Here is a 13,616-nt window from a genome sequence, read left to right as displayed (position 1 = left end):
TGCTATTCACTTCTTAAAGATTCGGAAGGATTTCTGCTTGCCGCTCTCCAAGTTTGAGAACCTATTGCCAATAGGGCCAACAAAAAGAGCATGCCAATAGCTATGGCAAACTCGAAGAATCCAACATTTACATGATGATGAATTTCTGGTAGAATGACTTTTTGAAGCAGTATGTAGGCCAATGTGCCACCAACAAACCCAGAGATTATAATTAAGAATAGATAGCTTTTGGATAGTGTATAAATGAGCTGATTTACACTGGCACCAATGGCTTTTCGAATGCCTATTTCTTTAACCCTTGTTTCTGCTGTAAACACTGCCATGCCCAAAAGTCCAAGACAGGCAATACTCACAGCAACGAGCCCTAAGAAGCCGAAGACTCTAACGAAAATCATTAAAAAGGCATTAGACTCTTCTAGTTCCTGATCTAGAAACTTTAACTCAAGTTCGGTCTCTTCATCTACTGCAGTCCAAGCCTTTTCGATTTTGTCAAAGACATTTGGCAGATCCGATGCCTGAACATTCAAGTTTAGAAATTCATAATTACTTGGTGAATCAAAAAGAATCAATGGCCTGATTGGCTCCTCGATCGTCTGAAAATTAAAGTCCTCTAATACTCCGGTAACAGTAAGAAGGGATTGGTTCATGTAAAAGACTTCACCAATAATATCATTTACCTCATTATAACCATGAACGTGAGCAAACTCCTCATTAACCAGCATCTTATTCAGTATTTCATTTTGCTGGTTTGCTGGATACACCTCTCCTGAAATAAGTTTGAGGTTGTGGATGTCCATGAAATTGGGGTTCACTGATAGAAAGTTGACCCTGACCGAATCAACCCCATTAGAACTCTTAACCATGGTAGTATTGCTGGCAGTTGTACCTGGTACTGCTGATGAACCAGATAATTGACTTATCTCAGGTATTTTCTCAAGTTCCGCGATGAGACGCTCGTGATCATTGCCGTTAAGAGATAGATTGAGAATGTTTTCCTCTTTGAATCCCATATCGTAAGCCATGGCATATCTATATTGTTTGAACACTACATTCATAGCGATTAGAAATAGCACTGACAGGCTGAACTGAAGAACAATCAATGCTTTCCTAACTTTGATATGTGAGAAGAGCCTTATCGAACCGTTGCTTCTCAGAGCATTTAGTGGTTTAAGCCTTGAAAAAAATAGTGCTGGAAATAGTCCTGAGACCAAGCCAATGACTACTGCAAACAGTAAGAAGTAGAGCATCAGAACAGGAGAAGTATTGAACTCCATTATTAAATCAATTCTAGGTATGCTCGTGATGAAAAGAGGCTTGATAACAAGAAAGAGAAGTGTTGAAAAGAAAACAGACAAGATTGTCATCACAACTGTTTCGACAGAAAACTGGATGAAGATTTGACTTTTCGAGCTACCAACAATTTTGCGAACCCCGATTTCTTTTGATCTCCTCATTGCTCTGGCAATGCTAAGGTTGGTATAATTAAAGCATGCTGAGAGAACAATGGCTATAGCAATAATTGACAGAATTATGATTGGAAGGGGTATCAGTTCAGCTCCAATTTGATTGTTGAGATCTTTCCCCGGAACAATTGAAGTAATGTTCTGTGTACTGAAAGAAACTTCAAGACGCTCATTGGAGGCATACTGACTTATGCTCATTTCATTCAGTCGATTCTCGACTGCCATGATTTGCTCGGTGTCCTTTACAAGAAAGTAGACATAGCTCGTGTTGAAATCTTCCCAATTCTCTGAACTGGCAAAGATTAATTCTTTTTCCTCCAGTGGTTTGACTGTCTTGAAAGATGTGATTAACTCAAATTTCATATGAGAATGCGCTGGAGGATCTTCTACAATTCCAGTCACAAGAAACTCACCTCTATCAGGAATTGTAAGGACTTGTCCCATAAGGTCTTCTCCCGGCCTGAGTTTTTCTGCGAGAGTCTGTGTAAGAACCAGGTCGTATGGATTTTGTAGAGCAGTCTCGGGGTTGCCCTGAAGTAAGCCGAAAGAGAAGACCTTGAAAAAGCTGTCATCAGCATAAATGCCTTGCGCAAAGAGGCTTCCATCTTCCTTCTTAACTCTACCAGAAAAACGTCTCCTAATACGCACTACTTCCTCAATACCAGGTATATCAGTTTCGAGAAAAGAAGCTAGGGGGGCAGGAGCAGTAGCATTTTCATCCCAGGCATGACCAATATGTTTTGGTGTGCTTAATACTCTATATATGCGATCTTTTTTAGTATGAAATTGATCGAATTTGAGTGCATCAAAAACGAGGTTGATAATGAGGAGAGCCACAGACATTCCAATGGCCATTCCTGTAATATTTATGAAGGTGAAAAGCTTGTTTCTAGATAGACTGCGAAGAGCAACCTTGGTATGATTGATGTACATAGTGTTGTTAATCCGTTTTGATCTTATTCGCTTTAGGGCGAATGGTCTTAAATATTTGAATACTTGATAACAGTAATTTCTGTTGGCTTTTCTGAGGCCATTAGTTTTCAGAATATCCTTGAATTTTTCTTCCAGATCACCTAGGACCTCTTCTGCTAACTCATCTTTGAGAAACCACAGTAGTAGTTTTTCTGCTAATCTAGGAGGGGTGATATGGTCTTTGCCTCGGCTCACTCAGACCTTAATCTTGTAGCAGGATTTATAAGTGCTGCTTTGATTGATTCAAAGCTTACCGTAATGATGGCAATGACAAGTGCCATTAGCGATGCCAAAGCAAAAACGGTCCATGATAGACTGATGCGATTGGTCATGTCGCCTAGTAACTCATCCATGAGCAACCATCCCACTGGAATTGCAACGGCTATTGATATTAATATCAATTTGATGAAATCTCCAGCGAGCAATTTGAAAATCATTTGGGCACTTGCTCCAAGTACTTTTCGTACACTGACTTCTTTAATTCGCTGTTCTACGGAATATGCAGATAAAGCGAATAACCCAAGGCAGGCAATCGTGACAGATAGAATGGAGAAAATGATCAAGAGGGTTTTGGCCTTAATCAGATCTTCATACATGCGTTGAAAGCGCTGGTTCATAAAGCTATATCTGATGGGCTGGTTGGGTTTAAATCCTTCCCAGATCGAATTGACAGCAGCTAAAGTCTGTTCTATATTAGATGAATTTAACTTTATGGAAATTGTTTCTCTTCCCTTACCACGCACCATTGCCAAAGGTCGGACTGTACTGGTCAATGACTCAAAATAAAAGTCTTTGACAACTCCAATGATGCGATAAGTACCATCAAACATATCTACCACTTGGGTATCAATAGGGTCGTCAAGGCCGAATTGATGTGCCATACTTTCATTAATGATGATCGATGTTTCGTCCAGGGATTGATCGGTGAAATTTCTACCACTGACTAATTCCATACCCATGGTCTCTAAATAGTTTTCGTCAACCATCCATCGGGCTGCCTCGAAACCTTCTTCCAAGCCCTTCTTTTCAACCAATTCGAAGCCAAAATTAGTGTTACGTCCACCTTCTACGGGTAGGTAGTCGCCCAAACTCGTACTTTGAATTGCCGTTATCCGCTCTAGTTCTTCCTTAAAAACCTCCCTTTCATTTTCCTTTAGGCTATTTAATCCGAGTATGTTTACGACTTGTTCTTTTTCAAAACCCAGAGACTTGTTCATGAAGTGTTGGAACTGCTTCTGTGTAACAATGGCAGCAATGATTAGAATTACAGTTACCGTAAACTGAAAGACGACCATGCTATTTCTGAAGAAAGAAGTGCTTGCGCCACTGCTGGCCTTGCCTTTTAAAACCTCAATGGGATTAAACTTGGAGAGGTAGAAGGCAGGGTAAATACCTGAAAGAAAACCAATCAATAGGGCTCCGGACAAAAGGGTGGGGGCAAACCACCAAGAGGTCCAAGGAATGACTAAAGCTTCTGCCGAAATTTTATTGAATAAAGGCATCAGACCCCAGGCAATCAAAGTGCCTAAAACCACAGATAAAAGGCTGTAAAACGATGATTCAGTTAAGTGCTGAACGATTAAACCAGACCGTTGTGAGCCCACGACTTTTCTTAAGCCAACTTCTTTGGCTCTTTTGATAGATTTTGCAGTAGAAAGGTTGATGAAGTTTAAACAGGCCAGTAAGAGAATGGTCAGAGCAACTCCGCCAAAAATCCAAACCAGGTCGTGAGAGCCATGAGTCATATTGTCACCAATATTCTGTTTATTCAAATAGATGTCTTGAACAGGTTGTAGATAGTAAGATTGATGTTTTTGTAAGTCGTCTAAACCATTTTTACCAATTTCCCTGTATTTGTCCATGATATAAGTGTCCCTGACATTGGTTAATTTTTGCTCTATGGCTGTCTTGCTTGCATTAGGCGTTAGCTTGACGTAAAAATTATAGTTGGTGCAACACCAACCCGAAGTACCTGGACCAGACTTACGGTCTTTCAAAGTCATGATGAAATCACCTTGGAGGTGAGAGGTTGAAACGAAATCTTCAAATACCCCACCAATGGTATAGGCTCTTTCTGTATCATCATTGAGTATGAGCTGCTTTCCCACAGGGTTTTCATTAGGAAAGTATTTGTCTGCCTTTGATTTAGAAATGGCAATGCTATTTGGGGCGTTCAATGCCTCCTTTTGGCTGCCATAGACCATGGGTACCTCAAGTATTTCGAATAACTCAGGGTCGGAATAGAAGAAACCACCTTCGTATATGTTGTTAAGTGTGTTGGATGGACGGATATGGTTTTCCCCAACTTTCCCCCACCTCCAAAGTACGACTCGTGCTACAAGATCGATTTCCGGGATATTACCCTCCAAGACAGGCTTGAATGGTCCTTCGAGGTTGGTCCACATCTCGGAGTATTCCTCACTTTGATAGTTGTTGGCTATTCGATAAATGCTTTCCTGATCTTGATAGTGCTTGTCATAGCTCAACTCGTGATTGATGTATAATGAGATGAGGATGCATGCTGCTATACCGACAGCGAAACCTCCAATTTTAATAGATGAGAAAGCTTTGTCACGAAGTAAGTTTCGCCATGAAATCTTAAGATAATGTCTTTGCATGGTTGCTATTTTGGGTAACCTGAGTCTTGTTTTTTTGATGGCAAAAGGTCTGAAGTATTTCATGACCTGAAGCCAATAAATTTTCCGTGCTCCACGATGTCCTTTTTCTTCAAGAACCTTGTAGAACTTCTCATCCAAGTCGCCTAAAACCTCTTCTGCAAGTTCACTTTTCAAGAACCATAGAAGGAGTTTTTTGGCAATCCAGGGAGGAGCGATATTTCTATTGCTATTCAGTTCTTAATGATTTTACAGGGTTTGCCACCGCGGCCTTAAGTGCCTGAAAACTTACCGTAACAATTGTGATTAGTAGTCCACCAAGGGCACCCGCGGCAAAAATCCACCAGTATAACTCGGTTTTTACTGCATAGCCTTGAAGCCAGCCGTCTAAAACAGAGTAGGACAGCGGTATTGATATCACACAGGATAAAAGCACTAGAAGTGCGAAATCTTTCGATAGCAGCCTCCAAAGTGTAGTGACGCTGGCGCCAAGTACTTTTCTAATTCCAATTTCTTTGGTTCTTTGTTCTGCCACATATGAGGCTAAGCCAAACAAACCAAGAGAGCTTATGAATACGGCTAAGATGCTGAAGAACTGAGCCAGGCTACTAATACGCTGCTCTTCTTCAAACTTCGCATTGTAATCATCATCAGCAAAAGTGTAGTCAAATGGTGCCTCAGGGAAGACTTCGCTGAAAGCCTTTTCTATTACCGGAAGGGATTGGCTTGCGCTAACATCAGGGTTGAGTCGAATGTATAACCATTGCATGAAACCTTCATCGAGGAACATTACCGATAGCGAAGTCTGATCGAAAGGAGAACCCTTGATCATGTCTTCCACAACTCCAATGATAGTGTAGGTACGGGCTTCTCTCCAGCTAGGGTTGTAAGTAACAGTGGTGCCCACTGGGTTTTCTAACTTCATGGCCTCCATGGCCGAGCGATTAATGATGATGGCTCTGTTGTCGGTTTCGAGTTCCTCAGAAAAATCTCTTCCAGCAATGAATTTCATGCCGACAGCATCGCCATACCCATGTGATATGCTAATGGTGTTGAATGATTTGGTGAAGTTCGGGTCCATGCCTTCCCAAGTGAAGCCTGGGTTCCAGCCCAATGTACTTGTTACTGGGTAATTAGAATTTCCGACTGCAACAGCCATTCCTGTCTTCAATAACTCCTCCTTAATCACTTTTCTTTTAGAGATTAAGTTAGGCGAGGCGGGTCTTATCGAAAGCATCCCTTCTGGCGAATAGCCGACTGGTCTTTGCTTGGCTGTTTGAATTTGATTGTTCACTGTTATTGTCCCAATGATCAGTGCAATTGATATAGTGAATTGGAAGACCACTAATACTTTTCTAGGGATAGAAGCTCTTTTACCTCCGGTAAGGACTCCTTTTAGAGCCTTAATAGGTTTGAAAGAAGATAAGTAGAAGGCTGGGTAAGATCCGGATAGTAGTGAAGTCAATACAACAAACCCACTGGTTAATAACCAAAACTGGGTGCTTTGCCATGGTGCCGAAATCTCTTTGCCTGATACGCCATTGAACCAAGGGAGCAAGGCAAAGAGTAGTAGTAATGATAAACCGAATGCCAGGAGACTATATAGGAAAGATTCGATGTAGAACTGGGCAATCAGCTGCTTTCTAAGAGAGCCCAGTGTTTTTCTGATGCCCACTTCCTTAGCTCTTTTTTCCGATCGAGCTGTACTAAGGTTCATGAAGTTAATGCATGCCAGAACTAGGACGAAAAGACCAATTACGCCATACAGCCAAACAAAATTCATAGCCTGACTTCTAACCGGCTGACCGTCTTTCCATTCTGAATTTAGGTGCCAGTCTTTCATAGGATGAAGGAAGAACTCCATTTCAGTTGATCTGGCGTAGTCATTTAAGTTGGGTTGGAAAGCCTCGTTGATGAGCACATTAAGCGCTTCGGGCTTTACATTGGGCTTGAGTTGAATATAGATGTTGACGTTATAGTTTTCCCATATATTCATGTTGTCTGGGCCTATTATCCATTCAATTCTAGCAAAGTACTTGCCTTCTGAGAATTTTGAGTTGTTGGGAATGTCTTTATAGACACCGGTCACCATTAGATCGGCTCCAGCATCCATTTTGACTAGTTTGTTCATTGGATCCTCGTCTCCGAAAAGCCTTTTGGCAAAAGACTCTGAGAGTAGAATGGAGCTCATGTCGGTCAAGCCATCATGAGTTCCTCTAATCATTTCAAGACCAAGCATGGCAGGAGCACCTGCTTGCATAAAGTGTCCAACTTGTCTGTATTTATTATCACCATTACCAATTACCCTATTTTGGGTCCTGGCTCGAGAAATCACCGTATTTTCGACCATGTCAGGGTAATTCGTGCTGATATAGGTGCCCATGGCTGTGACCAAGGCATTGTTGGTGTACGTCTCCCCATCTTCCTTCTCGTGTCGCAGGAGCTGGTACGTGGTTTCATAATTGCTATGAGACTTGTTGAACGCTAGCTCGTCCTGAACCCATAAACCGATGAGCATGGCAACCACTAGACCTATGGCAAGGCCTGATATATTAATAAAAGAGTAAGCTTTATTTCTCAGCATTTGACGATAGCTGATTTTGAAGTTGTGCTTTATCATACCGTTGTTGTTAAAGAGTTTTGACCTGAAATATTTGAAGGCAAAGGGGCGCATGTAGTTCACCACTTGATACCAATAGTTTCGTTTTGCTTTTACTTGAGAGTGTCTGTCTAACTGAGAGTAGAACTTCTCATCCAAATCGCCCAAAACTTCCTCTGCTAAGTCTTCTTTTAGAAAAAGAAGTAGCAGTTTTTCTGCAAGTCTGGGAGGGGCGATATGTTGATTGTCGTTTTTCATTTTTGTCCCCCGCTGGCGGGGGTAGGGGGTGGTAATACCTCCTCCGCCCTTCGGGCACCTTCTCCTAAGGAGGAAATCATATGTTGAAATTGAGATTACCACCTGCCAAGGATGGGAACTGGTCCCATAGAGAGATTTTAAAGTCTCTTGATTCTTGCAAGGCCCTCTGACCAGAGGCTGTGATGGTGTAGATTCTCTTTCTTCTTCCACCGCGTTCAGCCGTAGAAGCACCCATTTCTGAGGTAAGAAAACCCTTATCACCCAACCTGTTTAATGTAGAATGAACAGCACCAATGGATACTGCTCTGTCTGTTTGAGCTTCAAACTCTTCTGCAATTTTAAAGGCGTATGCTTCCTTGTCAAGTATGCCTACTAGCAGAAGAATGGTCTCTTCGAAGTCTCCTAATTTTGTCTCCTTCATAATGTATGTTACTAGATTGTAGAACAAATATACGGATTGATATTTAATATGTTCTACTTTTTAGTAACTAATAGATTCGAATGGGTGCTCAGGGTTGCATGAGTTGATAAAAAAAGTTGAAAGAATGGTTTGCTGAAATGAGACAGGCGTATATTTCATTGGTTAAAACAGTCGTTTCGTACAAATAGGATGCTGCAGAATCTCGTACCTTGAGATTCTAATCTCTCGGTATGAAAAAAGGAAATGAAGGCAATACCTCGGCACTCTATGTCTGGAATGGCATAAGTATGTTTTGGGGAGCATCATTTCATACAGATCCTCATACACACAATACCTTACAGTTGGTCTTTGACATGGACAAAAGCTTTTTGTTGAAAGATGCCGACTCCGAATGGACTGCATACAATGCCGCTTTAATCGGGGCAAACCATTTACACCAATTGGATAGCAACGACAGCATACAACTGTTTATCTATCTAGACGCTGAAAGTGAATATGCAAAGTCACTTGACAAGAAATACTTAGTAGAAAAAAAGATGTGCCCATTGCCAGGTAAGTTGCTGAGAAACTTGAGTAACGATTTTTTCAAAAGGCTCCTGCTTAATAGTGATTGTGAGAGCTTGCTCAAGGCCTGCCATACCATACTCGACCAATTGATTGTGTCGAAGAGCACTAAACCATTGGATAGTCGTGTGGCAAAAGCGCTGGAATTTATCAGTCGAAATGCAAATAGATCTTTCAAGGTTGGGGAAGTGGCCTCGGATGTCTGTCTTTCTGAAAGTAGGCTTAGGCACCTATTCAAGAAGGAGGTTGGGCAGCCCATTCAGCATTTTATACAATGGATGCGTGTAGTTGATTCACTAAACATGGTACTCAATGGTAAGCAAGTATCTCAAAGTGCAATTGATGCAGGTTTTTGGGATGGAGCGCATATGACCAAGTCATACAAAGATGTCTTAGGAATTGCCCCGAGCAAAGTGGAGACATTTGGAAAAGAATTTAAAATAGTTGCCTGTACCGAAGGGAATGTTCATACCCTTAGGACTGAAATAAGAGATGATTGGCAAGGCAATACAGTCAAAAAAGTAATAGAGATATAATATGAAATATATAAAAACCAGCTTACTCCTGCTGCTGATAATGGCCCTAGCATCTTGCGGACCAAAAGCCATATCTGATTTTGACACAGAGGCCTTGACCAACGAGATACAGCAACGTTTTGATGCGTTTGTAGGAAATATGAACAGCCTAGATGGGCAAGCACTTTCAGACTTCTATTCAGATGATGAACGTTTCTATTGGGTTGAAGATGGCAAGGTTCAGTATGCTAATAAAGAGGCCCTTGCTGCATCGCTGAACGGTCTGGTGGGTATGCTTTCGTCAAGTAAGATGGATGTGCTAGAAACGCGTGTAGAGGTCACGGGCAAATCCACTGCTCTATTCTATGCGGAATACGAACAAGCTTTGACCATGTCTTCAGGCGGTGGTTTTGAGATCAATGGTGCCATGACCATCCTTATGCAAAAGGAAGAAGGCGTGTGGCGTTTTTTAGTGGGTCATAGTTCAACCAAAAAAGAGAGAGGGTAACATGGATAATAAACTAAGCCACTTTGCAATTTTCACGGAAGATATAGACAGAGCACAGGTATTCTATAACAGGGTTTTCAATTGGGGCTTCAACCAGTATGGTTCAAATGATTTTGCTCAGATTAATTCGAATCCAGAGAGTGATGGCCAACTAATAGGTGCTTTGCAGGACAGGAAGTATCAACTAACAAACCAAAAGGTCATCGGTTTTGAATGCAGCATTTCGGTAGATAATGTTGATGAAACTGCGGAACTGGTGGTCGATGCTGGGGGGGAAATACTAATGCCCAAAACAGAGATACCGCATGTGGGTTGGATTATAAAGTTTAATGATACCGAAGGAAACATTGTCTGTGCCATGGAGTATCAGGGCCACATTAAAAAGGCAATGAAGACGACTTAACAGAGTGTTACCTGAGAACTCTAGAGCATTTGCTTTTATTTAATCATAAGAATTGCCCTAATTGGATAGTGAATCATCACGTTACATCACTGTCCTATAAATGAAATCAGAGCCTACTAGCCGCAGAGACTTCCTCTATAAATCAGCCATACTCGCATCAGGAGTTATGCTGCCATTATCAAGCTGTCAACTGGACACTACCAAAAAGTATAAGATGGGGCTCCAGCTCTTTACCATTAGAGATGCTATGGCTGAAAGCCCATTAGAGAGTTTAAAGCAGGCAAAACAGATGGGCTATGAAGACCTAGAGACCTATGGTTACGAACCTGAAACAGACGAGTTTTATGGTTTTAAGTCAAAGGAGTTTAAAAATGCGCTGGACGACATAGGTCTTAGTACCTCAAGTGGGCATTACGACTTCTCCAACTACTTCGATAAGTCTAATGATGAAATGATGCGCTATGTGGATAGCTGCATTAAAGGAGCCGATGCTACTGGTCAAGACTATATTACTTGGCCTTGGCTGCATCCTGATTTCAGAACCATTGAGAATTTCAAAAAACTGTCAGAATTGCTCAATGTGATCGGAGAGCGTGTTACCAAAGCAGGCCTGGGTTTTGCCTATCACAACCATGACTTCGAGTTTATCGATCATGATGGAGAGCAGGGCTATGACATTATCTTTAACCAGACAGAATCAGACTTAGTAAAGCTTCAACTGGATTTGTACTGGGCAGTTCATTCCTCAGAGTTGAGTCCTATTGAATTGGTGAATAAGCAACCCGATCGCTTTGTAATGTGGCACATCAAAGATATGGACAAGGTTACTAGAGATTATTCTGAGTTGGGGAATGGATCAATAGATTACGGTCAAATGCTTTCACAAATAGACAAGTCAGGTCTTCAGTACTATTTTCTGGAACAAGGTGGAAACTTTGCAGAGAACTCAATGAAGAGTATTGCCGATAGTGCAGCCTATTTCAAGGAGCACCTTCAGAAATACCTTTAATCCTTTTCTTGCTGAACGGTTAATGTGCATTGTTGAAATTCCCTAAATTCAACTTTCAACCATCGACCCAATAATCGTATGAAATCAATCAAAGGTCTTATTTGTATCCTACTATTTGTAGGTGTCTCTATTACCCTCAGCGGACAAGAAGATTCAAAGACTGAGCCAATTCCTGAACCCAAAAGATTTCTGACCCATCACAATGGAGAGTTTGGAGGGAAGAAAATGAGGTATGACGTTTTAGGAAGCGAAATGCACCTGAAAAATGCTAAGGGAGAACCAACCGGTTCAATGTGGTCAGTTGCTTATACCAAATCAGATCCTGATAAGAAGTTTGACCCCACCACACGTCCAGTGACATTTGTTTTCAATGGCGGCCCTGGTTCAGCATCCATGTGGCTGCATATGGGCTTTTTTGGTCCAAAAGTTATCCGAGTAGACAGCGAAGCTAAAGAAGATGATGGTGGAGCTCCATACAACTTGGAAGTCAATAAGGAGGCTCTTTTAGACATTACAGACTTGGTATTTGTTGATCCCATCGGCACGGGTTACAGTAAACTTATTGGCAAAGGAGAGGGCAAGGAATATTGGGGGCTCAATCAAGATGCTCAGTCTATAGCCAACTTTATGAGACAGTGGGTGACTGAGAACAACCGATGGATGTCACCAAAATATATCGCTGGAGAAAGCTATGGAACGACAAGGGCTGCTGCTGTAGCACAGGCCTTGGAAGGTAATGGTCAGAATATGGCCCTTAATGGTTTAATACTCATTTCTCAGGCCTTGGATTATCAGGGTTCTACTTCGATCAATGACAACATCAGGTCTTACATCACCTATTTGCCAAGTATGGCAACTACTGCCTGGTATCATAAAAAAGCCGGCCAGGGAAAAACCATCGAAGCTTTTGCCCAAGAAGCGCGTGACTTTGCTTATGGCGATTATGTGTCTGCACTGTACAAAGGGGACTTTATGTCTCAGGCCGAAAAGGATGTGATAACCGAAAGACTAGCCTATTTCACTGGTTTGGGAGAAGCATTTATTAAGCGAGCCAACAACAGAGTTTTGATGGCCAGGTTTAAGAAAGAACTACTGAGAGACCAAGGCTTGGCGATTGGAACGCTAGATGGTCGATACTTCGGTGATGATCCGGATGATACAGCTGACTCACCCGAGTTAGGTGATCCATCAGGATATAAAGTTTCTGCTGCTTATACAGCCGCTCTTAATCACTATTTTAGAAATGACCTGAGGATTAAAATGGATACTCCTTACTTGACTAGCGGAAGAGTAAGCCCCTGGGACTGGGGAAGCAGAGGAGAGCCTATGTATGTGAAAACATCTCGGAGACTGGCGAGTGCTATGCGTAGAAATGACAAAATGAAAGTGCTGGTTGCCTCAGGTTACTACGACCTTATCACGCCATATTTTGATGCTGAGATAACATTTTCCAGAAACTCCATACCAATGGATAGAGTTCAGTTCACCTATTATGAAGGAGGGCATATGATGTACAATCATTGGCCAGCCTTTGAACAATTGGCTAAGGATATCCGTGCATTTATAGAGTCCAACTAAAGTTTAGAGCCATGGGTAGAAAAAAAAGAGATTCGAGTCTTTACTATTTCATTTTAGAGATATTCTCAATCTTCCTTGGGGTGACCATTGCCTTCCTGGCTAGTCACTGGAATGATGTGAGGAAGGATAGAATCACCGAGCAAAAGATTTTGGCTGAATTGAAAGTCGAGTTGGCGACAGACCTTTCCGATGTTCAGAATAACATTAATGGGCATCAAATGGGCCTTAAGGCGGTCAATCTTTTTCAGAGATACTGTGGTGGTGAGCAAGTCAGTTTAGATTCTCTGGGTTTCTTTTACGAGCGCCTTCATAGAGACTACCTGTCCATTACGAATACCACGGCTTATGAGACCTTAAAGTCGAAGGGCTTAGAGATCATAACCAATGAAGACTTACGGAATGATATCGTGAGACTTTATGACTTCGAATACGAGATTCTTGAAAAGCTGGAAGAACAGTATAGGCCAGCTCAGTTTCACCAAAACTACTTTTCAATACTCAATAAGCACTTTAAAAACCATATGAAGGTTGAAGCAAGCCGAATCATATTTACCAAGCAGTATGGTCAAAGACCAGATACCGAGATCATGATGATCTTCAGAGAAATTGATAGCTGGCGAAACTTCCTGATTGCTTCTTACATGCAGTCCAAGGAGAGTATAGCGAGCCTTACCGAGCAGATAAACACGGAATTAGATCAAAAATAGGCCT

The 13,616-nt window shown here is 41.7% G+C and carries 9 protein-coding genes and 3 pseudogenes; 6 read left to right on the top strand and 6 right to left on the bottom strand.

Annotated elements, in window-relative coordinates; genetic code table 11:
• Positions 1-2: 2 nt before the first annotated feature.
• The 6 genes and pseudogenes from J4E76_RS21150 to J4E76_RS06915 form a co-directional block, all read right to left on the bottom strand.
• The gene (locus J4E76_RS21150; RefSeq protein WP_208502428.1) at positions 3-2,630 is read right to left on the bottom strand and encodes an ABC transporter permease; all 2,628 of its coding nucleotides are present in this window, start codon (positions 2,628-2,630) and stop codon (positions 3-5) included.
• Positions 2,627-4,126: pseudogene (locus tag J4E76_RS21145) on the bottom strand (FtsX-like permease family protein); the annotation flags it as partial. The gene J4E76_RS21150 and the pseudogene J4E76_RS21145, both read right to left, overlap by 4 nt.
• 201 nt (positions 4,127-4,327) lie before the next feature.
• Positions 4,328-5,053, bottom strand: a pseudogene (locus tag J4E76_RS21140) (ABC transporter permease); the annotation flags it as partial.
• Positions 5,054-5,092: 39 nt separating this feature from the next.
• Positions 5,093-5,254, bottom strand: a pseudogene (locus J4E76_RS21135) (permease prefix domain 2-containing transporter); the annotation flags it as partial.
• Positions 5,255-5,279: 25 nt separating this feature from the next.
• Positions 5,280-7,907, bottom strand: coding sequence for an FtsX-like permease family protein (locus J4E76_RS06920; RefSeq protein WP_208502424.1), 2,628 nt, complete (start codon positions 7,905-7,907; stop codon positions 5,280-5,282).
• A 76-nt stretch (positions 7,908-7,983) separates the two neighbouring features.
• Positions 7,984-8,328, bottom strand: coding sequence for a PadR family transcriptional regulator (locus tag J4E76_RS06915; protein WP_208502422.1), 345 nt, complete (start codon positions 8,326-8,328; stop codon positions 7,984-7,986).
• A 230-nt stretch (positions 8,329-8,558) separates the two neighbouring features.
• On the opposite strand from J4E76_RS06915, the gene J4E76_RS06910 reads away from it, so the two are divergent.
• The 6 genes from J4E76_RS06910 (at position 8,559) to J4E76_RS06885 (ending at position 13,612) form a co-directional block, all read left to right on the top strand.
• On the top strand, positions 8,559-9,428 hold the full coding sequence (locus J4E76_RS06910; protein ID WP_208502420.1) for an AraC family transcriptional regulator: 870 nt from the start codon (positions 8,559-8,561) through the stop codon (positions 9,426-9,428).
• A gap of 1 nt (position 9,429) precedes the next feature.
• Positions 9,430-9,915: a DUF4440 domain-containing protein gene (locus tag J4E76_RS06905; RefSeq protein WP_208502418.1), complete on the top strand. Its 486-nt coding sequence runs from the start codon at positions 9,430-9,432 to the stop codon at positions 9,913-9,915.
• A gap of 1 nt (position 9,916) precedes the next feature.
• The gene (locus tag J4E76_RS06900; protein WP_208502416.1) at positions 9,917-10,318 is read left to right on the top strand and encodes a VOC family protein; all 402 of its coding nucleotides are present in this window, start codon (positions 9,917-9,919) and stop codon (positions 10,316-10,318) included.
• Between the two features lie 100 nt (positions 10,319-10,418).
• Positions 10,419-11,327, top strand: a complete 909-nt coding sequence (locus J4E76_RS06895; RefSeq protein WP_236017290.1) for a sugar phosphate isomerase/epimerase — start codon at positions 10,419-10,421, stop codon at positions 11,325-11,327.
• A 78-nt stretch (positions 11,328-11,405) separates the two neighbouring features.
• Entirely contained in the window at positions 11,406-12,905 is a 1,500-nt protein-coding gene (locus J4E76_RS06890; RefSeq protein ID WP_208502414.1) for a S10 family peptidase, read from the top strand.
• A gap of 11 nt (positions 12,906-12,916) precedes the next feature.
• Positions 12,917-13,612, top strand: a complete 696-nt coding sequence (locus tag J4E76_RS06885) for a hypothetical protein (protein ID WP_208502412.1) — start codon at positions 12,917-12,919, stop codon at positions 13,610-13,612.
• The last annotated feature ends 4 nt before the right edge of the window (positions 13,613-13,616 follow it).

Source organism: Roseivirga sp. E12 (assembly GCF_017592825.1).
In the GTDB taxonomy this organism is placed as follows: Bacteria; Bacteroidota; Bacteroidia; order Cytophagales; family Cyclobacteriaceae; genus Roseivirga.
This window is presented reverse-complemented; position numbering and strand designations above follow the sequence as displayed.